The sequence below is a fragment of the Pseudorhodoplanes sinuspersici genome, assembly GCF_002119765.1.
In the GTDB taxonomy this organism is placed as follows: Bacteria; Pseudomonadota; Alphaproteobacteria; order Rhizobiales; family Xanthobacteraceae; genus Pseudorhodoplanes; species Pseudorhodoplanes sinuspersici.
In genome coordinates, this window is record NZ_CP021112.1 from 854,373 (window position 1) to 876,984 (window position 22,612).

Consider the following 22,612-nt stretch of genomic DNA (forward strand, 5'->3'; position numbering starts at 1 on the left):
GCTCAAGGGGACCAGGCAATGGCGAAAACGCCCTACGACATCGATCTCGATCGCAACGCCGCGAATTTTCAGCCGCTGACGCCGTTGCAATTTCTTGAACGCGCCGCCAGCGTCTATCCCGATCATACCGCCATCATTCACGGGCCGTTGCGCCGCAACTACCGCGACTTCTACGCCCGGGCCCGCCGCCTCGCCTCGGCGCTGCAACGACACGGCATCGGCAAAGGCGACACCGTCTCCGTCGTGCTGCCGAATACGCCGGCGATGCTGGAATGCCACTACGGTGTGCCGATGACTGGCGCCGTGCTCAACGCCATCAACACGCGGCTCGATGCGGCGGTGAACGCCTTCACGTTCGACCATGCAGACACGAAAGTGCTGATCGTCGATCGCGAATTTTCCAGGGTGATGAAGGACGCGCTTGCGCGCGCCAGCGTCAAACCACTGGTGATCGATTACGACGATCCGGAATTCAAGGGCGACGGCGAGCGCATCGGCACCATCGAATACGAAGATTTTCTGAAAGACGGCGATCCGCAATTCGCGTGGCGGATGCCTGACGACGAATGGGATGCGATCTCGCTCAACTACACCTCCGGCACCACCGGCGATCCGAAAGGCGTCGTCTATCATCACCGCGGCGCCTACCTCTTGGCGATGGGCAATGTGCTCACCTGCGGCATGAGGCGCCATCCGGTCTATCTGTGGACATTGCCGATGTTTCATTGCAACGGCTGGTGCTTCCCCTGGACCGTATCCATCGTTGCCGGCACGCATGTCTGTTTACGACAAGTGCGCGCGGCGGCGATGTACGATGCCATCGCCACGCACAGGGTCACGCATCTATGCGGCGCGCCGATCGTGATGTCGACGCTTCTCGCCGCAAGCGACGCCGAGAAGAAGCCGCTGCCGCACCTGGTCGATTTCGCCACCGCCGCTGCGCCGCCGCCGGAAGCGGTACTTGCCGGCATGAAAGCCGCGGGCTTCAATGTCACACATGTTTACGGGCTGACCGAAGTTTATGGCCCAGCCACCGTCAATGACTGGCACGACGAATGGGATGCGTTGCCGCTGCCCGAGCAGGCAGCGCTGAAAGCGCGGCAAGGGGTGCGTTACCCCGTGCTCGAAACGCTCGACGTGATGGATCCGGACACCATGACGCCGGTGCCGCGCGACGGCGCGACGCTGGGCGAAGTCATGTTCCGTGGCAACGTGGTGATGAAGGGCTATCTCAAGAACAAGACGGCCAGCGACAAGGCCTTTGCGAAGGGATGGTTTCACTCCGGCGATCTCGGCGTGATCCATCCGGATGGATATATCCAGCTCAAGGACCGCTCGAAGGACATCATCATTTCCGGCGGCGAGAACATTTCCTCCATCGAGGTGGAAGATGCGCTGTTTAAGCACCCGGCGGTATCCGCCGCCGCCGTCGTTGCCAAACCCGACGATAAATGGGGCGAAACGCCCTGTGCTTTCATTGAACTAAAGTCGGGCATGAGCGCCACCAGCGAAGACCTGATCGCCTGGTGCCGGCAACATCTCGCCGGCTACAAGGTGCCGCGCTTCGTCGTGTTCGCGGAATTGCCTAAAACTTCGACCGGCAAAATTCAAAAATTCAAACTGCGCGAGATGGCAAAATCGGTTTAGCGGGAGGAGCGAGATAATTCGAGCGGTGGTTGAAAAACTCGAGGCCGTTATGGACGATAACGACTTTGTTAGATCGCGGCATCGCCACGTTAACGATAAATCCAAGCAAACTAATTAAAATCGTACATTTACGGCTTGATTACTTGTCGTTGCCGGAATCGGAGAGCAGATGGCTTCGGAACGCCATACGACGTCGGTAACCCAAGCTATTATGCCCTTAAAGATCATTCATGTGTTTCGCGCACCGATCGGCGGTCTGTTCCGCCACGTCCTTGACCTCGTCGATGGCCAGGTCGCGCGCGGCCATCGCGTCGGCATCATCGCGGATTCGATGACCGGCGGTGAACGGGCAGATGAGATTTTCGCCGCACTGGCACCGAAGCTGTCGCTTGGCCTGACCCGCATCCCGATGCGCCGGCCGCTCAACCCAACCGACCTTTCCGCCACCCGGCACGTCGCCCGCCGCATCAACGAAACCAATGCGGATGTGATCCATGGCCATGGCGCCAAGGGCGGCGCTTATGCGCGGCTCGCTTTTCCGCGCAATCAGGTGCTGCGCGCCTACACGCCGCATGGCGGCAGCCTGCTGCTGAACCACGACAATCTGTCGGGCCGCATGTATCTCATGCTGGAGAAGATGCTCTTGGCGCGACGCGCTTTGTATCTGTTCGAAAGCGCCTATAGCGGCGATATTTTCCGCGAGAAGATCGGCACACCGAACGGCATGGTTCGCGTCATTCATAATGGCGTCTCAACGAACGAATTCGAACCGGTCGCACCGGCACGGGATGCGACCGACCTCGTCTTCATGGGCGAATTCCGTGCCGTCAAGGGTATCAATATTCTGATCGATGCCATCGCGCTGTTGCACGTACGCGACCGCAAGGTCACGGCCACGCTTGTCGGCAGCGGCCCGGATGAAGCAGAACTCTCGGCGCATGTCGAACGGCTGTCGTTGCAGGATTCGGTCCGCCTTATGCCGGCGATGCCGGCGCGTCATGTGCTGACGCTCGGCAAGGTGATGGTCATCCCCTCCTTTGCGGAATCGTTGCCCTATGTCGTGCTGGAAACGGCAGCTGCCGGCATGCCACTGATCACAACGAATGTCGGCGGCATTCCGGAAATCTACGGCCCGCTGTCGGACGCGCTGGTGCCGCCGGGCAATGTCGAAGCGCTGGCCGATGCAATCGAACGCACGCTCGCCAATCCGGCTGCGGCGGCAAAACTTGCGCAGGACCTGCGTGCACGCGTCGCCGCCTCCTTCTCGCAGGACGGCATGGTCGATGGCGTCTTGTCAGCCTATCGGCAGGCGCTTGGCGACACATCGGCAGCGACATCGCACGCGCTGGTTCAGCGACGCTAAGCTCTATTTTTTCGCGTCGCTATTCGAATTCTCTGTCTTTCCCGGCTTCTCAAGCTTTTCCAGCCGCGCCTGCAAGGCTGTGAGCGTGGCCTTCATCGCCGCGACTTCGTTGCGCGCGGCAGCCAGTTCTTTCGTCGCGGCATCGAGTTTCAATCGCGCATCACGGGCATTGCGATCGATGACATTCTGCAGAAAATCGATATTGGCCTGCAGGCACGACGTGCGGCGTTCCATTTGCTTTTCGGCGGTGCAGACTTCCAGGCCACGCACGTCCTGGGCTCTGGTTGAATGAGTCGAAGCGGCCAGAACAATCAGCGCAACACACCATCCGTTCGTCCCCGCCAAAGCGGGGACCCAGCCCTTTGCTTTCTGGATTCCCGCATTCGCGGGAATGAGCGGAGAAACGGGTCGCCTCATTTCGAAGGCGGGCTGGCGGGATCGGTGCATACGAATTCCTTCGGCTGGCAGGCGATCGGCATGCTTGAACAGGTGAACGTGGCATCGCAAGTGCGGCAGCCGTCGGAAAAGGTCCGGCAATGGGGCGCATTGCGCACCACCTTCTGCCACCAGCTTTCGCGATCGCTTGGCGCAGGCAACGCCGGCGGCTGCAGATCGTTCAGCCGCTTGTCGCCGTCCGGGGCCGTCTGGCCTTGATCGGCAGGCGCTTGTGGCGACTGCAGCCGTGATGGCTGTTGCGGCACTTGCTCCGGCTCTGGTGTCGGCACTGCCGGCGTTTGCGGTGCAGGGGTTTGCGGTGTCGGAGCTTGCGGCGCCGGAGCAGGAAGCACCGGCCCCGGATGCATCGGCGTCCGGGGGATGACCGGCCGCGTTGGCACCGCGGAATGTTTCTTCGGATGACCTTTCGGCAGCACCTCGAGATCGGCGGCTGCGGCGATGCCGCAGCACGCAATGACGATCATCAAGGCGCTTGCCGCTCGCAACAGCATCATTCGATCTTCAGGTTGAGTTGGCGGATCAGCGTCGACCATTTGGTCTCATCGCGATCGAGCAAGGCGGCATGTTCTTCCGGCGTGCTCGATAGCGGTTCGGCCGCATCATTGGCGATGCGCTGCCGCACCTCCTCATTGGTGAGGGCCGCGCGCAATTCCTTGTTCAGCCGCTCGATGATTGGACGCGGCGTACCGGCCGGCGCAAGGAGACCGTAGTAAAGATCCGCTTCAAAGCCCGGCAGCCCCGATTCGGCGACCGTCGGCACATCCGGCAGGTGACTGGAGCGCTTCAACGATGTCACAGCAAGCGCCCGCAGTGTACCGGCCTTCAGGTTTCCGAACGCCGGCGGGATGATGTTGCAAGCAGCGGCCACATGCCCGCCGACAAGATCGGTGATGCTCTGCGCCGTACCCTTGTAGGGAATGAGATTCATCTGCACGCCGGCGGACGCCATGAACAATTCGGCGCAAAGATGCGAACCGGTGCCTTTCGGCGAGGAGCCGATATTGATCTTGCCGGGCTCTTTCTTCGCCGCTGCGACCAGATCGGCGATGCTTTTATAGGGCGCCGAAGGCTGCGTCATGAAGGCCATCGGCATGACGGCGATCAATCCGATCGGGACGAAATCCTTGCGGATGTCGTATCCGGGATTGGTGTAGAGGCTTTGATTGATGCCCATTGTGCCGGTATGGCCAAGCAGCAACGTATAGCCGTCTGGCGTAGCCTTCGCCGCCGCGCGCGTGCCGATCACACCGCCGGCGCCGCCGCGATTATCGACCACGATCTGCTGACCCAGGGCGACCGACAATTTATCGGCGATGATGCGCGCCATGGAATCGTTGCCGCCGCCGGGTGGAAACGGCACCACCAGCGTGATCGGACGGGTGGGATAATCCTGCGCGGCCACGGAGCCGCCGGACACCACCAATAAAAATGACAAAAACGCCGCGATCAACAACGGATGCCTCTTCCTCATAGTATCCCCCCTCGAATTATTATTGGATCAGAAAGCAAGACCGCCGGTCTCCGTTTCGGAGAGCCGACGGTCGGGCCGTCTGATTGCATTCTAACCGCATGATCCGGATGGCGTGAAATCACTGCGCCAAATGATCGTCATTCACGTCAATGATTGGTGTGCAGCAAGCAGATCAATCGATGCAATCTGCTTGCACTTGCTGCTGACACTTGGTTGCGAGGCAAAACGGCAATCCGTTGTACCGATCGCACACGCTCAAATACCGGAAAATCAATGGATGCTGGACGATGCCTGCATCCGTGCGATTTCGTCTTTGACTTGGAGTTTGCGACGCTTCAACTCAGCAATTTTAGCGTCGTCAGTCGAAGGGTGCGCTATGGCATCGGCGATCTCTTCCTCAAGAGCCCGATGCTGGGCCTTGAGTTCAACAAGATGCTCTTGAATCGACATGGGGAAACGGCCTCCTCGAAGGATCGGTTGGAGTCCTGACCTGTCAATTTAGACAGGAAATCAATCTAGACAGGAAAAATGTGGCAAGTCGACAGCAAGTCTTGCTGCAATGCGAAAAATCCCCGTTTTTCCCTTAACTAGTCCACGTCGCGCTTGTATGCAGTCTGCCAAAGCCGGATAACGTCACTCCGCCGCACCTCGCATGACGACTTGCAAGCCCATTGAACGATAGCCTTTTCATAAAAGAATAGCGGACATGACGGGTGAGGACGAAGCCGCGCTGCGCGCGGAACTGGCCAGGTTGCAGCAGGAGCATCGCGATCTCGATGCCGCGATCGAGGCTTTGATGGCCGCTCCGAGCGCCGACCAGATCCAGGTCCAGCGCTTCAAGAAGCGCAAGCTGGTGCTGCGTGACCGCATTTCCTTTATCGAGGACCAGCTGACGCCGGATATTATCGCATAGGTTACCGTCATTCCGGGACGCCGGGTGGCCGCAGATTGCGCATTGCCCGTGCAGAACGTTCGCTTTTGCTTGCTGCGCCGCAACCCCTCCCTATAATCCGCCGCTTCTTTTCGCCCGGATCTGTTTCATGGCCGCCCGGCCCGCATCAAAAAAGACTGCCGCCAAAACCGGCAAGAAGCCCGTCGCCATCATCATGGGAAGCCAGTCGGACTGGGCCACCATGCAGCATGGCGCGCATATGCTGGATCAGCTCGGCGTCGGCTATGAAGCGCTGATCGTCTCCGCGCACCGCACGCCGGACCGGCTGTACGATTTCGCCAAATCGGCGGAAAAGAACGGCTTCAAGATCATCATTGCCGGCGCCGGCGGGGCGGCGCATTTGCCGGGCATGGCGGCGGCGATGACGACGCTGCCGGTCTTCGGCGTGCCGATGAATGTCACCGCGCTGGAGGGCACGGATTCGCTTTTGTCGATCGTGCAGATGCCGGCCGGCATTCCGGTCGGTACGCTGGCGATCGGCAAGCCGGGCGCGATCAATGCCGCCCTCCTCGCCGTCAGCGTGCTGGCGCTGAACGACAAGACGCTGGCCCGGAAACTGGCGGCGCATCGCAAAGCGCAGACCGACGGCGTCGCCAAACGACCCAAGGCCATTGACGATATCAAACCGGCAAAGCATTAAAACCGATGTTCACACGCGCGAACGCTCCGCTCTCACCCGGCGCGACCATCGGCATTCTTGGTGGCGGGCAGCTCGCCCGCATGCTGGCACAGGCCGCCTCGCGCCTTGGGCTGAACTGCCACATCTTCGCACCGGACGAGGATAGCTGCGCCTTCGACGTGGTCCGCCGCGTCACCCATGCCGCCTATGACGACCAGGATGCGCTCGCGCGATTCGCCAAGGATTGCGACGCCATCACCTATGAATTCGAGAATGTGCCCTCGCAGACCGCGGCCTTCCTGTCGCAGCGCCGCCTGGTGCTGCCCGATCCGCGCATTCTCGCCACCACGCAGGACCGGTTGGTCGAAAAGGAATTCGTGGAGAGCCTGGGCATCGCCACCGCCCCTTACGCTGCGGCCGGCGATGTGCCGCAGCTGTTCGAGGCGGTGCGCCGGATCGGCCTGCCGGCGATCCTGAAGACGCGCCGCATGGGCTACGACGGCAAGGGCCAGATGAAGATCGAGCCCGACGGCGATGCCGCCGCGGCCTGGCGTGCGCTGCACGGCGCGCCCTGCATTCTGGAAGGCTTCGTGTCCTATGAGCGCGAGATCTCGGTCGTGGTGGCGCGCGGCCGCGACGGCACGCTGCAAAGCTTCGACGTCACCGAGAACGAGCACCGCGACCACATTCTCAAAATCTCGCGCGTGCCGGCTTCGGTGCCGCAGCCGGTCGCCGACGAGGCGATCCGCATCGCCGAAACCATCGCCACCGCGTTCGATTATGTCGGCGTGCTGGCGGTCGAGATGTTCGTGTTGCGCGACGGCACGACGCAAAGCGTGCTGGTCAACGAGGTCGCGCCGCGCGTGCACAATTCCGGTCACTGGACCATCGACGGCTGCACCGTCTCGCAATTCGAGCAGCATATCCGCGCCGTCGCCGGCTGGCCGCTGGCGCAGCCGAGCCGGCTCGGCCTCGTCGAGATGACCAACCTGATCGGCGCCGAGGCCGACGATTACGCCAAATGGCTGACGATCCCCGGCGCCTCACTGCATCTTTACGGCAAGGGCGACGCCACGCCCGGCCGCAAGATGGGGCATGTCACGCGGGTCTGGAGCGGCATGCAGTCGTAAAAGCGCGGCACGCACACTGTGCTCCTTCCCCCTGAAAGGGGGAGGTTCGTGGATTGACGGAATCGGCGGGGATTCCGGATCAGCGCCATTTTTGATTCCGGATGTTGGCTGGAACGGACGTCAGCATCCGATGACCTGCCCGTAACCGCCGGGTTCGGGGCGCTTTGCCGGGCGCACTGCAAAAAACCGCGTCTTGAGCTGCGCATAGGGCATTCCGCAATCGCGCTTGACCATTCTATCTAACATTCGTTAGAATATCATCTAACTAACATTCGTTAGAAAAGATCATGGCCGCGCTGGCGACGAGCAGAACATCGCGTTGGGAGCCGACCGCCCGCTGGGCGATCCGGCATCGTGAAGTGGTGGACGCAGCGGCCACGGCTTTCGCGGAAAAGGGCTTCGACGGCGCAAGCACGCGTGACATCGCCGAACGCCTCGGCATCCGTGCCGCGAGCCTTTATTATTACTTGCCGTCCAAGGAGGCGGCGCTCGCCGCGGTGTGCGAGCTCGGCGTCCGCGACTTCATCGCCAATCTGCGCGGCATCCTGGACCGCAGCGAGCCCGCGGCGGAGAAGCTGCGGTCGGCGGTCGCCAATCATCTCGCGCCGCTGCGCACGCATCCGGCGGCCGATTACATCCGCGTCTTCCTGCGTCACCGGCACCAGCTTCCGGACGGGCCGCGGCAGGCGGTCGCCAAGCTCGCCGCCGAATATCAGGGATTGATGGAGCAGATCTTCGTCGAAGGCGTCGCAAGCGGCGAGTTCCGCGCCGATCTCGATCCGAAGCTCGCGACGCTCGCGCTTCTCGGTCTCTGCAATTCCGTGATCGGCGCGCGCTCACTGCCGCGCGGCGCCAGCATCGACGATTTCATCGACGAATATTCGAAGATCGCCATTCATGGAGTGATTTCCGGTGACGCCGCGCGAAAGAGCCGGCGCAAAAAGAAGAGTGCGGAGGAAGACTGACGATGGCTATCGATGTTGCAGCGATGCGGACGACTCCGCCCGGATATTTCACCTCGCGCTGGGGGTTGCCGGAATATTCCGACTGGCGCGACGAGAGTATGTCGTGGAAAGAGGCCTGCTATATCGGCGATTGGTCTTTCTTGTGGGAGCGGCGATTCAAAGGGCCCGACGCGATCAAGCTGTTCTCCGATATCAGTGTGAACAGCTTCGCCAAATTCGATATCGGCCAAAGCAAGCATGTCATCCACTGCGACGACAACGGCAAGGTCATCCACGAAGGCATCTTGAGCCGATTGTCGGAAGACGAGCTGATGCTGTTCGGGCGCGGCTGTTTCTGGGCCGACTACAAGCTGCGGCACGGACAATACGATTGCACATCGAAGGCGGATGACTGGTTCAACCTTCAGGTCTCAGGCCCGACCGCGATCTATGTCGTCGAGAAGGCCGCCGCACAGAGCCTGCGCGACGTAAAGTTCATGCATTCGGGGAAAATCAGGATCGCCGGCTGTGAGTTGCTCGCGCTCCGTCAGGGCATGGCGGGCGAGATCGGCTTCGAGTTGCAGGGGCCGATGACGCATCACAAGGTCGTCTATGACGCGATCATGGAGGCCGGAAAGGACTTTGGCATCCGCAAGCTCGGCGGCCGCGCGGTCTTCATCAATCATCTCGAGGCGTGCTTTCCGACCATCATCACTGATTATTGTCCGGCGATTTTCGGCGACGACATGAAGGACTATCGCGACGAATTCCAGGCCGCGATGCCGGGCTTTGCGGCGACGTTCAATATCGCCGGCAGCTTCGAAGCGAACGATATCAGCGCCTGGTACCGCAGCCCGGTCGAGCTCGGCTGGGGAAAAAATGTCAAATTCGATCACGACTTTATCGGGCGCAAGACGCTGGAGGCCGAGGTCGCGGCGCCAAAGCGCGTGATGCGCACCCTGGTCTGGAACGCGCAGGATATCGTCGACGTCTATGCCTCCCTGTTCCGGCAGGATCATCCATACGATTACATGGAAATGCCGCGCGATCAGCGTGGCTTCATGTATGCCGACAAGGTCGTAAAAGACGGCAAGCTTGTCGGCGCCGCGACCTCGCGCGGCTACAGCTACTATTTCAGGGAAATGCTTTCGCTATGCACGATCGATGTGGCGCAGAGCGAGCCGGGGACCGAAGTCACCGTGATCTGGGGCAATCCGGGAACGCCGCAGAAGGAGATTCGCGCCACAGTTTTCCCGGCGCCCTACAAGACAGATAACCGGCGCGCCAACCTTGCCTCGCTGCCGAATAGTAAAAAGAGCTGATGCCGATCCAGAGCGGGCCGGCGTGTCCGGTGCCCCCGCGACCCGCTGCCGCTGGACTTTGGTTGGGGCCACGTCACCAAAACAAAAAGGCCGACAAAGCGGCCGGGAGGAATCGTCATGAAACGAGCGTTACTGATTGTGGGAGCCGCCTTTCTGCTCGCGGGGCCTGCCGCTGCCCAGGCCAAGCCGATCAAGATCGGGTTTGTTTCAACCTTCAGCGGCCCGGCCGCTGTGATGGGCAACGACATGCGCAATGCCTTCGAGCTTGCGCTCGATCACATGGGCCGCAAGATCGGCGGTCAGCCGGTCGAAGTGATTTATGAAGACGACACGCAGAAGCCGGATATCGGCAAGCAGAAGACCGAGAAGTTGATCGAAGCCGACAAGGTCGATTTCATCGTCGGCTATATCTGGTCGAACGTGCTGCTCGCCTCGCTCAAGCCGATCACGGATTCCAAGACGATGACGGTGGTCTCCAATGCAGGGCCCTCGCAACTCGCCGGCGAATTGTGCTCGCCCTATGTGTTCTCGACGTCATGGCAGAACGACCAGACGCCGCAGGCCGTCGGCGAATACATGAACCAGAAGGGCGTGCAGTCGGTTTATCTGATCGGCCCGAACTACGCTGCCGGCAAGGACATGTTGGCGGGTGTGGCCTCGACCTTCAAGGGCAAGATCATCGGCCAGGATCTGACCAAGTGGCCGGACCAGCTCGACTTCTCCGCGGAACTGTCGAAGGCGCGTGCGGCCAGGCCCGACGCGATCTTCGTGTTCTATCCGGGACCTTCCGGCGTGCAGTTCCTCACGCAATATGCGCAGGCCGGCATGAAGGGTCAGATTCCGCTCTACACCGCGTTCACCATCGATGAGCTCTCGCTGCCGCTCCAGAAGGACCTGGCACTCGGCGTACCGGGCGCCCAGCAATGGGTGAACGACCTGCCTTTCGATGAGAACAAGAAGTTCGTGTCGGGCTTCCGTCAAAAATACAAGACTTCGCCGACCTTCTATGCGGCGCAGACCTATGACGCGGCAAACCTTATCGCCAGTGCGGTGAACGCAGTGAAAGGCGACCTTAGCAAGAAGGACGCCATGCGCGACGAGATGCGCAAGGCGAATTACGCCTCGGTGCGCGGGCCGTACAAGTACGGCAACAACCACATTCCGATCCAGAACTTCTATCTCCAGGACGTGGTGAAGAAGGAAGACGGCACCCTCGGCCTGAAGACGGTGGCCACGATCGTCAAGGACAGCCGGGACCGCTTCCACAGCAAGTGCCCGATGCAGTGGTGATCGAACCGGACGCTTGGCCACCCCGCCTTCGCTTCACTTCGGCGGACGACCTCCCCCTTTCAGGGGGAGGTAAAGGCAGAGAGCCCTTTAGACCCCCCGGTTCCGCAGCACCCGCTGGCAGGCCTGGGTGAGCTTTGGCCGGTTGGCCTGGAGGCAGCCCAGGACCTGAAAGGCATCCGGCTCGAACTTCTTGCAGAAGCGGGACGAATCCGGGGCGCAGGCGGCCTCTTCCTCCGGCGTGCCCTTCATGTCGAACGGCATCGGCAACGGGCGCTGCTGACCCTGTTGCGCCTGGGCGAAGGAAGCCGGCGAGGCGGCCACCCCCAAAGTTGCAAAGATCACGGCAAAGACAACGGATCGGACCGTCTGCGGCATGGGGATGTCCTTGAACATGCAGGAAAAATAAAGGAGAGACGCGTCATACCGCGAATCATATGACGCATTTTCAGGCACCCTAATTAACGAAGGTGGCGAAGGCGAGATCAGCAGAGCATGATGCCGAAAAGTGCGCAGCGGTTTTCGGACCACATCATGCTCTAACGTATTAGAATCGATCACGTTTATGATTTTGGACCGTTTCGGATCCAAAATCATCGTGATCGGCCGCCACACCCGCCCCGCCAATCGTCGCAGGCCGGTTTTTGTACACTTCTGTGGACTCCTGGACTTATTTCTGTTACAGGCGCGCAACTCGAAAGGCCTGATTCAGGCCCTTTCCGGCCCCCGAACACAATCAGGCCGACATCACCCCGACGGTGTGCAGGCTTCTGTCAGAAGGAATACCCGTGCAGGTACTCGTCCGCGACAACAACGTCGACCAGGCCCTCAAGGCGCTCAAGAAGAAGATGCAGCGCGAGGGCATTTTCCGCGAAATGAAGCTTCGCGGCCATTATGAAAAGCCGTCCGAGAAGAAGGCTCGTCAGAAGGCGGAAGCGGTGCGCCGTGCCCGCAAGCTTGCGCGCAAGAAGCTGCAGCGCGAGGGCCTGTTGCCGATGAAGCCGAAGGTGATGCCGGGCGCCGGCGGACCGGGCGGTCGTGGCGCGCGTCCGGGCGGCGGTTTCGGCGGCGGCGGCGGTCGCGCCTGATTTCGAGCATGATGCCGAAAAGTGTGAAGCGGTTTTCGGACAACATCATGCTTTAACGTATCTGTTTTCAATTTTGGAAATACGAACCGCCGGGTGAAAGCCCGGCGGTTTTGTTTTGTGTGCTCTCTTCACCCTCCTCGCTCTTCCTTCGCCCTCCTCTGGAGGGGGAGGGGTCGTCCGCCGAAACAACGTGAAGGCGGACGGGGTCGGGTGAAAAGCTTTCAGCAACGTCTCTCACGACACGCGCGATCTCGTCCCTCCGCTGCAGGGAAAGCGGGGGCACGCCCCATGTAACCTTCTCGCACCGTCAGCCGAATTGATAAGTCGAGCGAGGCTTAAGAACCGCGGCATCATGTCCGGCGGCAGGGTATTTGCTGTTATCGCGCGAAAACGGCCACCATTAACAACGCTTTGGAACGAACTGTCAGCACGCAAGTTGAACCAAAGCCAATCCTTCGTCCTCGTCCTGGCGAATGAATCGACGAGCATGCATGGAGGTTCACATGGCCCTTTTAGTCCATTCACATGTCCCGGTTGATCGATCCGAGGTTCCCTGGGCGCTGCGTGCAGGCGCGATCAGTGGAATCGGCGCCGGAATTGTCTTTGCTGTCTTCGAGATGGTGGCGAGTGCCGCGATGATGGGGGCGGGCGCGTCCTTCATGCCGCTCCGCATGATCGGTGCCATTCTGCTCGGCCCCGGCGCACTGGACCCGAGCTACTCGATCTGGGCCGCAGGCGCGGCCGGTCTCATCGTTCATCTGGCGCTGTCGGTTGTCTATGGCGCTGTCTTCGCCATGATCCTCGGCGGCTTGCGCTCGGCGACATGGGACGTTCTTCTTGGCGCGGCTTTTGGTTTCGCCCTCTGGCTCATCAACTTCTACCTGATCGCTCCCATGGCCTTCCCATGGTTCCTCGATGCCAACCCGGTGATCCAATTCGTCGCGCATACGATCCTCTTCGGCGCAGTGCTGGGCTGGCTCATGTGGCGGTCACGCGAAAGCGCGACGCCCATCGGCGAAGCCGGCGTTTAAGCGTAAGGAACAATCAGAGGGCGCGCGGTACTCACCGGCAATCCACGGGCGCCCTCGTATCGCGATCCCTCAGACAACGGGTTGAACCGCCTTCTCCGCTCGTCCCCGCGAAAGCGGGGACCCAGAGTCACAAGCACCGATTCCGTTGAAGCATTCCTGGATTCCCGAGCCCGCGGCGAAACATCCGGAGTAAAGCGCGGCCCGGTGGTCGCACAAACGCTGCCGATGGTGCGCCGAGAGGCGGCTGCGGGCGAAATCTCGCAGCATCACAGGACTGACCTGCGTCTGTCGGCGCACCGTCGTCCCTCACTGCGCAAATCGGATGTTTCCGATTTGCGCCACGAATAGAACTCAGCCGGGCGCGATGGCGTCGTGGCAACGCTGACGCGTGGCTGTTTGATATTTGAATCGGCATCTTCTCTTCACCCTCCCGCTGAAGTCGCGTGTACGCGACTTCAGCTCCTTTGACGACGCAAGTCGGAAACATCCGACTTGCGTAAGGGGGAGGGTCGCTGTGAGCGAAGCGAGCAGCGGGGTGGGGTGACTTACTTTCAAAATCACCCCACCCCGGCTCGTATCTCACTTGCGTTCGATACGCGCCGACCCTCCCCCTCCAGGGGAGGGTGCCAGCGCCGGCGCCATTTCATCCGGCGGCTCCTGAAAGCTCTTCACCAATGACGCCTTGATGCTCGCGACATGCTCGCGCATCAGCGTCTCCGCCCGCCATGGCTCGCGCGCGGAGATCGCCTCATAGATGCGATGATGATCGTCATGCCGCCGCCGCACGTCGTGATAATGGAACGCGACGATGTTGCGGCTCGACGAGATCGGCACGTGATGGCAGATGCGGATCATCTCGCCGAGCATGCGGTTGCGCGCGCCGCTCAGAATGGTGTCGTGGAAATTGCCGTTGATGACGCGGTAGATCGACATGTCGCCGGTCTTGAACGCGCCGCGCTTGAGCAGCTTGTCGCCATCGGCAAGGCTTTTCTCGATCACCTTCTTCTCGGCGGCGCTGAGGCCGCGCTCGGCGGTGAAGCGCGCGGCCACGCCTTCCAGCGTCGCGCGGATGTCGTAGGCATCGACGATCTCGTTGAGCTGAAACGCCCGCACGGTGAAGCCGCGGTTGGGCGCGTAATCGAGCAGCCCTTCGCCGGCCAGCGCCTGCAACGCGGCGCGCACCGGCGTGCGCGAGGCATTCATCGCCTGGCTGAGATGCACTTCGTTCAGCCGCTGTCCCGCTTCGTGGGCACCTGAGAGGATCGCTTCGCGCAATTGATCCATGATCGACAGCGAGCGCGTGCCGCTGCGCCCTGTCTGGCTTCCCGCCTCGTCCAAGCTTTCGCGCGTTTTCGTCATCGGCCTCTGGTGGGGCACCCGGGCCCCTTGCTTCGACAGACCCTAAAGTGCGTACACTTCTGTCGTCAATCCGGACAAATGGCCAATGTAATTGCAGGTCGTGCTCAATTGACTGTCATCAAGTGTATACATTTGGCTTGACTCTGTCGCCCGCCCGTCGAACGATAGGCCAGCTTCAGTGTGTGCGAGTGCGGACCCGCGATGTCGGAAAACGCGTTGGCTGACGACACCATCGACCAGATCACGGCGGACCGCGGGCCGCATTACGAGCCGTTCGGCTGGCATCACTGGCCGGAGCATCCGTGGCTCTCCTATCAATTTCGGCGAGGCCTCGGCGAAACGCAGGAAGGCGGCGGCGCGATCAGCGAAGTGCTGATGGCGGGATCGCGGATGATCCCCGGCGATCTCGAAAGCTGGCACACCGAATGGATGCGCATCGCCGATCGCAACTGGCAGCGCGGTCTGGATGAGGAGAAGGCCGGCCATATCCGCACGGCGATGAACTGCTTCCTGCGCGCGGCGGATTATTATCGCCAGGCGGAATTTCACCTCGAGCCGGACGATCCGCGCCGGCTGCCGACCTTCGAAAAGATGGAAGCCTGCTCGAAGACATTCATCGCCTATCTGAACCCGCCCGGCGAAGCCGTCGACATTCCCTACGAGCCCGGCAAGCCGATCTGCGGTTATTTCGTGCGCGCGTCGTTCCCCGGCGAACGCCTGCCGGTGTTGATCTGCATGGGCGGCCTCGACTCCATCAAGGACGAGATGTGGTTCATGCAGGCCCATGGCTGCCTGCAGCGCGGCATCTCGGTGCTGATGATCGACGGCCCGGGACAAGGCGGCACCTTGCGCCGGCACAAACTCGCCAGCCGCCCCGACACCGAGGTGCCGATCGGCAAATGCATCGACTGGCTGGTGCAGCGCGACGATGTCGATCCTGAGCGCATCGCCGTCTGCGGCTCCAGCATGGGCGGTTATTATGCGGCGCGCGCCGCCTGTTACGAGCACCGCCTCGCCGCAGCCATCTCCCATGGCGCGATCTGGTCGGTGCATGACATGTGGGGCAACAAGGGCGACGATTTCGGCCTCGCCATGCACATCCGCTGGGTGCTCGGCGCTAAGACGATGAAAGAAGCGCACGAGATCATGAAGCCCTTCACGCTCGAGGGGCATCTCGAGCATATGAAATGCCCTTATCTCGTCATGCATGGCGGCCACGACGTGCTGACCGTCAACGCCGCGCGCAAGACCTACGACTATGCGAAAAAGCACGGCATCGATGCGACGCTTCGCATCCTTGAACCGGAAGAGACCGGGGCCGAACATTGCCAGCATGATAATCCGACCATCGGTCAGGAAATCCTGGCCGACTGGCTGGCGGATCGCTTCGGCATCGATCAGCGCAAGCTGCTGAAGACATCCTTCAACCCGCTCATCTGAAGAGAGAAGAAAAAAATGATTCAGGGAGTGAAGACACCGAAGGCCGGTATCGTAGCCATCGATCTGCATCGCGGGCATCTCGATCCCGCGGTGGCGACCATGCCGCTGGAGGCAGAGGCTGCTGCCCGCGTCGTTGCCGCCAACGAAAAGCTGTTCAAGCAAGCCCGCGCCGCCGGCATCCCGGTCTTCCATTGCGTCGCGACGTATCGCGATTCCGAGGAAATCGCCCTCAATCCGGCCTGGCGGCATCGCGGCGAAGATCCGAACAATCCGCGCAAGAATGTGCTGAAGCATAATATTCTGGGCATGCCGGGCTGCGAGGTGATGCCGACGCTGCTCGACGAGCGCGATTTCATCATCGACGCCAAGAAACGCTACGACTGCTTCACCGCCACCGATCTCGAACTCTCGCTGCGCGCACACGGCGTCAACACCGTGCTGATCACCGGCGTGAACACCAATTCCTGCGTGATGGCGACATCCACCGCCGCCTGCTGCCGCGATTTCGCGGTCGTCGTCGTCTCCGATTGCGTCGACACAATGGACGGGCGCGAATTGCACGACGCAGCGCTGAAGGTCATCGGCCGCGCCTTCGGGCAGGTGATGACCACCGACGAAGCGCTCGCTGCCGTGGGCGCCTCCACACCTGCGCCGATCCAGAAAAGCGCATGACCTTCTCAACATCCTGCCGGGTGAAATGACATGTCCGATCCCATGCTTCCCACTGAGCGCGCCGACTTTTCAGCAATCGTCGATCGCCCGCCGCTGAAATTGCCCGGCGGCGCGCGCATCGTCGTCTGGACCATCGTCAATTTCGAGGTGTGGGATATCGCCCGGCCGATGGCGCGGCAGGTGCTGCCGGCACCGACCGGTCAGCCACTGCTCCCCGATGTACCGAACTGGAGCTGGCACGAATACGGCATGCGCGTCGGCGCCTGGCGTTTCTTCGATCTCTACAAGCGCCACAACATCCGCCCCACCCTCTCGATCAACGCGCGCGTCTGCGAGGATTATCCGCGCGTCGCCCAAGAGGCCAAGGATCTCGGCTGGGAATTCATGGGCCACGCCTATGACCAGGGGCCGATCCACAAGGTCGAGGACCAGCGCGGCATGATCTTCAAATCGATGGACATCATCGAGAAGTTCACCGGCACGCGCCCGGTCGGATGGCTTGGACCGGGCCTGACACAAACCCTCGACACACCGGAAAACCTTGCCGAAGCCGGCGTGAAATATATCGGCGATTGGGTCTACGATGACGAGCCGACGGTCATCCGCACCAAAAAAGGCCCGCTGGTTACCCTGCCCTACACGGTCGAACTGAACGACATCCCGATGATGATCGTGCAGCACCACGAGAGCGATCATCTCTACAAGCGCTTCGTCGAAAGCTTCGATCGCCTTTACGAAGAGAGCGCCGAGCGGGCGAAGTTCGTGTCGATCGCGATCCATCCCTACATCAGCGGCCAGCCATTCCGCATCAAGGCGCTGGAAGCGATTTACGATTACGTCGCCAAGTTCGACGGCGTGCTGCACTGGAACGGCGCCGAGATTCTCGACTGGTACACCAAGACAGCCAATGTGAAATTCGGAGCCGCGGCATGAGCCTCGCGCAGCGTGTCCTTCCCGCGGTCGATGAGACCACCGTCCCGGTTCTCGGTGGCGGCGTGTTTCCGGTCCGCCGCATCTATTGCGTCGGACGCAACTATGTCGACCACATCCGTGAAATGAAGGAAGCCGATGAACGCGATCCACCGTTCTTCTTCCAGAAGCCGCGCGATTCCATCGTTCAGGATGGCGACACCGTTCCCTATCCGCCGCTGACCTCGGACTTTCAGTTCGAAGGCGAACTCGTGCTCGCCATCGGCAAACCGGGGCGGCAGATCGCCGTCGAAAACGCGCTCGATCATGTCTTCGGCTATGCCGCCGGCATCGATCTGACGCGACGCGATCGCCAGCGCGATGCACGCGACATGCGGCTGCCATGGGAAATCGGCAAGAGCTTCGATGCATCCGCACCCTGCGGCATCGTCACGCCGGTCTCCGCTGGCGGCCATCGCACCAGCGGCGCGATCACGCTTGCGGTGAACGGCGCCGAGCGTCAGCGCGGCGAGCTTGCGCAGATGATCTGGAATGTGCCGGAAATCATCGCGCAATTGTCGCGTCAAGTGACGCTTGGCATCGGCGATCTGATTTTCACCGGAACGCCCGCCGGTGTCGGCGCGGTTGTTCCCGGCGACGAGATCGTTGTCACCATCGATGGCCTGAAGCCGCTCACCATCGCCATCGCGGCGCCGGAGAATTGAAATCATGTTGCCGAACGAACGCCTTTCCTATTCCGCGATAAGCCAGCGTCCGAAATTGAAGCTGCCGGACGGCAAGCGCATGGCGGTGTGGGTCATCGTCAATGTCGAGGAATGGGACGCAAAGCAGACCATGCCGCGCACGGTGCTGACGCCGCCGGCCGGCGGCGCACCGATGCCCGACATTCCGAACTGGTGCTGGCACGAATACGGCAACCGCGTCGGCTTCTGGCGTATCCTGAAGGTGTTCGACGATTACAAATTGCCGGCAGCACTCGCCATCAATGGCAGCGCCATCGCCGCCTATCCGGCGATTACCGAAGCCGCCGTTGCGCGCAACTGGGAATTCATGGGTCATGGATTCACCCAGCGCAACATGCAGAAGGTCGAGGATGAGCGCGAGGATATCCGCAAAACCAACGCCGCCATCGCGAAGGTGACCGGCAAGCCGCCTCGCGGCTGGCTCGGACCGGGCCTCACCGAGACCTGGGAAACGCCGGATATCCTCAAAGAGGAAGGCTACGATTATGTCTGCGACTGGGTGCTGGACGATCAGCCGGTCTGGCTAAAGACGCGCACCGAGCCGATCGTCAACATTCCCTACACGCAGGAATGCAACGACGTCGCCATGATGCTGATCCAGCACCACAAGGCATCGGAATATTACGAGCGCGCTATCGATCAGTTCGAGCAGATCTATGAGGATGCCGAGGACTCGGCCCGCGTCATGGCGATCGTGCTGCATCCCTACATCATGGGCGCGCCGCACCGGCTGAAATACTTCCGCAAGATTTTCGAACAGATCCGATCAAAGCCCGACGTGGCCTTCATGACCGGCGGTGAAATCTACGACTGGTTTATCGCGACGGGGCCGAAAGCACCGTGAAAGACGTATAAAGGATGAACACCTTTCAGATTCTCAACGGGCTGACCTTCGCCGCGCTCCTCTTCGTCGTGGCGAGCGGCTTCACGTTGATTTTCGGGCTGCTGAGGATCGTCAATCTCGCGCATGGCGCGATGTATCTGATCGGCGGCTATATCGGCTACACGCTCGGCGTCAAGACGGGCAGCTTCCTGATTGGCGGCATCGGCGCGATGGCAGGCGTCGCGGCGATCGGCTTCGTCCTCGATCAGGGTTTGTTGCGCTTCGTGCGCGGACACGAATTGCGGCAGGTGCTGCTGACGCTCGGCTTTGCTTTTGTCCTCAACGACATGGCGCTGGTGATCTGGGGTGGCGACAGTTTCACGGTGCCGATCCCGGAAAGCTTGCGCGGTGCCGTCAACTTCTTCGGCATCTTCTATCCGAAATACCGGCTGTTCGTGCTGGTGGTCGGCATCCTGCTCTTTATTCTGCTGTGGCTGCTGTTGCAGAAAACGCGGCTCGGTGCGCTGATCCGCGCCGGCGTCGATGACGCCGAGATGGTCGAAGCGTCGGGTGTCAATATCCGCCTCGTCTTCCTCATCACCTTCCTGCTCGGCTCAGCCTTGGCCGGTCTTGGCGGGCTGATGGGCGGCGCGTTTCTCTCTCTCTATCCCTCGGCTGACGCGGAGATTCTCGTCTTCAGCCTGGCCGTTGTGATCATCGGCGGAAGGGGCAGTCTGCTCGGCGTTGCCGTCGGCAGTCTTCTGGTCGGAATCCTCAATACCTTCGGGCAGGTCATGTTCCCAGAACTCGCCTATTTCGTGATCTTCGGGCCGATGGCTGTGCTTCTTGCCTTCCGTCCTCTCGGATTGTTCGGGAAAGCGACATGACACAGACGACCCGAACACTCTCGATCGGACTGATCACCGTCATCATCGCGGCGCTGCTGCCGTTCGGCCTGTCGAATTATCAGGTCGGTCTCGCCACCGAAGTGCTGATCTTCGGCATCCTGGCGATGTCGATCGACATTCTGGCCGGTTTTGCGGGACGCACCTCGCTCGGCCATGGCGCGATCTTCGGCGTGTCGACCTATGTCGTGATCTATATGGTGTCGCATGGCGTCTCGCCGGTGCTGGCGCTTGGTCTCGGCATTCTCGCAGCAACGATCGTTGCTGCCGTGTTCGCGCTGCTCGCCGTGCGAACATCCGGCGTGTACTTCCTTCTTCTGACTCTGGCGCTCGGCATGATCGTCTGGGGCATCTGCCTGCGCTGGACGCAGGTGACTGGCGGCGAGAACGGTCTGCGCGGCGATATCCGTCCGCAATTTCTTTACGACCACCGCTCATTCTATTGGGCCGTGCTTGCGGCAACCGCGGTGCTCGCTTTCGGCATCTGGCGCTTCGTACGCTCACCATTCGGGCTGACGCTGCGCGGCATCCGCGACAGCGAGAGCCGCATGCGCAGCCTTGGCTATAACGTGCCGCTGCATCTCTTCATCGGCTTCACGGTGTCGGGCTTCTTCGCCGGTGTCGCCGGTGGGATCTACGCCTTCTTCAACAATTTCGTCAGTCCATCGACGGTTGCGCTCACGCAATCGGTCGAAGGCCTCTTGATGACGATCGTCGGTGGCGTCGGCACGCTGTTCGGTGCCTTTGTCGGCGCCGCCGCCATCATCTCGCTGGAGAATATCGTCTCCTCCCACACCGAGCGCTGGCAGACCGTGCTCGGCATCACCTTCATCCTGATCATGATTCTCGCGCCGGAGGGACTTGTCGGGAAAGTGCGCATCCTTTTGGGACGCGTAAGGGGTTCAAAGCCCCGAACTCTACAGGATCAAGCTCTGCAGAATCCTAAACCCTGATGGAAAAGGATATTGTTATGGACAGGCGTCAATTTTTGAAAACGACCGGCTTCACACTCGCATCGGCGGGCATTGGCGTCGGACCATGGAACCAGGCCCTCGCGCAGGAAGGCCCGATCAAAGTCGGCCTGCTCGCTCCGCTCACCGGCGTCGTCGCCTCCGGCGGCCGCGAAATGGTGGAAGGCACGCAGTTCTTCTTCGACTCGATTGGCAATCAGGTTGCCGGACGCAAGATCGAACTCATCGTCGAAGACGATGCGTCCAATCCCGACACCGCGTTGCAAAAAGCCCGCCGCCTTGTCGAACAGAACAATGTGCACTGGCTGATCGGCAACCTCCTTGCCAATACCGGCCTCGCCGTTGCGAACTACGTCAAGGGCACCGGCACGCCCTATTTCATTCCGATCATTGCCGCTGACGACCTGACCCAGCGCCAGCGCATCAAGAATGTCATTCGCGTCGCCGGTTATTCCGCAAGCCAGTTCACGCACCCGCTCGGTGACTGGGCGCTGAAGCAAGGCTACAAGAAGATCGCGACCGTCAGTCAGGATTACACGTTCGGTCACGAACAATGCGGCGGCCTTTGCCAGGTGTTTAGTGAAGGCGGCGGCGAGATCGTGCAGCAATTCTGGCACCCGCTGAACACCGCCGACTTCAGCCCCTATCTCGGCCAGCTCGCCAACATGAAGGTCGATGCCATCTTCGCGATGGAGACCGGCGCCGACGCAACGCGCCTCATTCAGCAATATGCGAGCTTCGGCCTCAAGGGGCGGATCCCGCTGCTCGGCGCCATGAACGCCACCGACCAATCGGTGATCCGTACGCTGGGCGACGAATGCGAAGGCATCGTGTCGCCGGCGCATTTCGCCGAAGGCTCGGACAATCCGGTCACCAAGAAATTCGTCGAAGATTATACGGCGAAGTATAGCAAGATTCCGTCGCTCTACGGCTTCTCGATGTATTCCGGCGCGATGTGGGTGACGGAAGCGATGAAGAAGATGGGCGGCAAGATCGACAACCGCGAAGCCTTCATCGACACCGTGCTCAAGACCGACCTGACCGGCTCGCCGCTCGGCAAGACCATCAAGCTCGATGAGTACGGCAACCCGATCTACGATGTGTACATCCGCAAGACGATGAAGCGTCCGGACGGCAAATACTGGAACGTGCCGATCGAGACCTACAACAACGTCTCGCAATTCTGGAAATACGATCCGGCGACTTATCTCAAGCAGCCGCCGTACTCCCGCAATTTCCAGGGAATCAAGAAGAGTTGAGCGTGACATGTCGTAAGATGTCGGCAGCTGTAGAGCGAAGCACTGGCGACATCCGCAGTGGACTCCCTCTCCCCTTTGGGGAGAGGGCTGGGGTGAGAGGAAGCAACTCTATCGATCCATTTTAACCCCTCACCCGAATTGCTCCGCAATCCGACCCTCTCCCATAGGGAGAGGTGACCACCAACATTTTGCCGCCGCAA

At 60.9% G+C, this 22,612-nt stretch carries 24 protein-coding genes; 18 read left to right on the forward strand and 6 right to left on the reverse strand.

The features are described 5' to 3' along the window. Positions 1–18: 18 nt before the first annotated feature. Together CAK95_RS04335 and CAK95_RS04340 are read left to right on the forward strand one after the other, a co-directional pair. Entirely contained in the window at positions 19–1,647 is a 1,629-nt protein-coding gene (locus CAK95_RS04335; RefSeq protein WP_086086819.1) for an acyl-CoA synthetase, read from the forward strand. Positions 1,648–1,816: 169 nt separating this feature from the next. Then, positions 1,817–3,010 carry a glycosyltransferase family 4 protein gene (locus CAK95_RS04340; protein WP_245303621.1) on the forward strand — a complete coding sequence of 398 codons (1,194 nt, stop codon included), beginning with the start codon at positions 1,817–1,819 and terminating at the stop codon, positions 3,008–3,010. Positions 3,011–3,013: 3 nt separating this feature from the next. Here CAK95_RS04340 and CAK95_RS04345 read toward each other — a convergent pair whose 3' ends face one another. The 4 genes from CAK95_RS04345 to CAK95_RS04360 form a co-directional block, all read right to left on the reverse strand. After that, entirely contained in the window at positions 3,014–3,280 is a 267-nt protein-coding gene (locus CAK95_RS04345) for a hypothetical protein (RefSeq protein WP_147413740.1), read from the reverse strand. Between the two features lie 143 nt (positions 3,281–3,423). Then, a complete protein-coding gene (locus tag CAK95_RS04350; protein WP_086086822.1) occupies positions 3,424–3,960 on the reverse strand; it encodes a hypothetical protein in 537 nt (178 codons plus the stop codon). Beyond that, entirely contained in the window at positions 3,957–4,937 is a 981-nt protein-coding gene (locus CAK95_RS04355) for a Bug family tripartite tricarboxylate transporter substrate binding protein (RefSeq protein WP_086086823.1), read from the reverse strand. Before CAK95_RS04355 ends, CAK95_RS04350 begins: the two co-directional genes overlap by 4 nt. Positions 4,938–5,207: 270 nt before the next feature. Then, positions 5,208–5,387 carry a YdcH family protein gene (locus tag CAK95_RS04360; RefSeq protein WP_086086824.1) on the reverse strand — a complete coding sequence of 60 codons (180 nt, stop codon included), beginning with the start codon at positions 5,385–5,387 and terminating at the stop codon, positions 5,208–5,210. A gap of 256 nt (positions 5,388–5,643) precedes the next feature. Between CAK95_RS04360 and CAK95_RS04365 the strand changes: the two genes are divergently transcribed. The 6 genes from CAK95_RS04365 (at position 5,644) to CAK95_RS04390 (ending at position 11,194) form a co-directional block, all read left to right on the forward strand. Next, positions 5,644–5,850 (forward strand): YdcH family protein, encoded by a 207-nt coding sequence (locus CAK95_RS04365; RefSeq protein WP_086086825.1) that lies wholly within the window; start codon positions 5,644–5,646, stop codon positions 5,848–5,850. 127 nt (positions 5,851–5,977) lie between these two features. Next, entirely contained in the window at positions 5,978–6,529 is a 552-nt protein-coding gene (gene purE, locus CAK95_RS04370; protein WP_086086826.1) for a 5-(carboxyamino)imidazole ribonucleotide mutase, read from the forward strand. Positions 6,530–6,534: 5 nt separating this feature from the next. Further along, a complete protein-coding gene (locus tag CAK95_RS04375) occupies positions 6,535–7,638 on the forward strand; it encodes a 5-(carboxyamino)imidazole ribonucleotide synthase (RefSeq protein ID WP_086086827.1) in 1,104 nt (367 codons plus the stop codon). A 287-nt stretch (positions 7,639–7,925) separates the two neighbouring features. Further along, positions 7,926–8,603, forward strand: coding sequence for a TetR/AcrR family transcriptional regulator (locus tag CAK95_RS04380; protein WP_086086828.1), 678 nt, complete (start codon positions 7,926–7,928; stop codon positions 8,601–8,603). 2 nt (positions 8,604–8,605) lie between these two features. Continuing rightward, positions 8,606–9,904 carry an aminomethyl transferase family protein gene (locus CAK95_RS04385; protein WP_245303622.1) on the forward strand — a complete coding sequence of 433 codons (1,299 nt, stop codon included), beginning with the start codon at positions 8,606–8,608 and terminating at the stop codon, positions 9,902–9,904. A 117-nt stretch (positions 9,905–10,021) separates the two neighbouring features. Further along, complete coding sequence (locus tag CAK95_RS04390) at positions 10,022–11,194, forward strand: ABC transporter substrate-binding protein (RefSeq protein ID WP_086086829.1); 1,173 nt, start codon at positions 10,022–10,024, stop codon at positions 11,192–11,194. Between the two features lie 87 nt (positions 11,195–11,281). Here CAK95_RS04390 and CAK95_RS04395 read toward each other — a convergent pair whose 3' ends face one another. Then, positions 11,282–11,569 carry a hypothetical protein gene (locus tag CAK95_RS04395; RefSeq protein ID WP_086091183.1) on the reverse strand — a complete coding sequence of 96 codons (288 nt, stop codon included), beginning with the start codon at positions 11,567–11,569 and terminating at the stop codon, positions 11,282–11,284. A 410-nt stretch (positions 11,570–11,979) separates the two neighbouring features. Here CAK95_RS04395 and rpsU point away from each other — a divergent pair, with 410 nt between their 5' ends. Beyond that, positions 11,980–12,279, forward strand: a complete 300-nt coding sequence (gene rpsU, locus CAK95_RS04400) for a 30S ribosomal protein S21 (RefSeq protein ID WP_086086830.1) — start codon at positions 11,980–11,982, stop codon at positions 12,277–12,279. Between the two features lie 503 nt (positions 12,280–12,782). Beyond that, positions 12,783–13,310, forward strand: coding sequence for a hypothetical protein (locus CAK95_RS04405; protein ID WP_086086831.1), 528 nt, complete (start codon positions 12,783–12,785; stop codon positions 13,308–13,310). A 579-nt stretch (positions 13,311–13,889) separates the two neighbouring features. On the opposite strand, the gene CAK95_RS04410 is transcribed toward CAK95_RS04405, so the two are convergent. Continuing rightward, positions 13,890–14,669, reverse strand: a complete 780-nt coding sequence (locus CAK95_RS04410) for a GntR family transcriptional regulator (RefSeq protein WP_086086832.1) — start codon at positions 14,667–14,669, stop codon at positions 13,890–13,892. 216 nt (positions 14,670–14,885) lie between these two features. Here CAK95_RS04410 and CAK95_RS04415 point away from each other — a divergent pair, with 216 nt between their 5' ends. Genes CAK95_RS04415 through CAK95_RS04450 form a run of 8 tightly spaced genes read left to right on the forward strand, consistent with a single transcriptional unit; the run spans position 14,886 to position 22,412 of the window. After that, entirely contained in the window at positions 14,886–16,109 is a 1,224-nt protein-coding gene (locus CAK95_RS04415) for an alpha/beta hydrolase family protein (RefSeq protein ID WP_157699536.1), read from the forward strand. A gap of 15 nt (positions 16,110–16,124) precedes the next feature. After that, on the forward strand, positions 16,125–16,781 hold the full coding sequence (locus CAK95_RS04420; RefSeq protein ID WP_086086834.1) for a cysteine hydrolase family protein: 657 nt from the start codon (positions 16,125–16,127) through the stop codon (positions 16,779–16,781). 30 nt (positions 16,782–16,811) lie between these two features. Beyond that, positions 16,812–17,714, forward strand: a complete 903-nt coding sequence (locus CAK95_RS04425; protein WP_086086835.1) for a polysaccharide deacetylase family protein — start codon at positions 16,812–16,814, stop codon at positions 17,712–17,714. Next, on the forward strand, positions 17,711–18,415 hold the full coding sequence (locus CAK95_RS04430; protein WP_086086836.1) for a fumarylacetoacetate hydrolase family protein: 705 nt from the start codon (positions 17,711–17,713) through the stop codon (positions 18,413–18,415). Before CAK95_RS04425 ends, CAK95_RS04430 begins: the two co-directional genes overlap by 4 nt. Positions 18,416–18,419: 4 nt before the next feature. Then, positions 18,420–19,298: a polysaccharide deacetylase family protein gene (locus CAK95_RS04435; protein WP_086086837.1), complete on the forward strand. Its 879-nt coding sequence runs from the start codon at positions 18,420–18,422 to the stop codon at positions 19,296–19,298. A gap of 14 nt (positions 19,299–19,312) precedes the next feature. Then, positions 19,313–20,164 (forward strand): branched-chain amino acid ABC transporter permease, encoded by an 852-nt coding sequence (locus CAK95_RS04440; protein WP_086086838.1) that lies wholly within the window; start codon positions 19,313–19,315, stop codon positions 20,162–20,164. Then, a complete protein-coding gene (locus tag CAK95_RS04445) occupies positions 20,161–21,135 on the forward strand; it encodes a branched-chain amino acid ABC transporter permease (protein WP_086086839.1) in 975 nt (324 codons plus the stop codon). Before CAK95_RS04440 ends, CAK95_RS04445 begins: the two co-directional genes overlap by 4 nt. Positions 21,136–21,152: 17 nt before the next feature. Beyond that, complete coding sequence (locus CAK95_RS04450) at positions 21,153–22,412, forward strand: ABC transporter substrate-binding protein (RefSeq protein WP_157699537.1); 1,260 nt, start codon at positions 21,153–21,155, stop codon at positions 22,410–22,412. Positions 22,413–22,612: the final 200 nt, after the last annotated feature.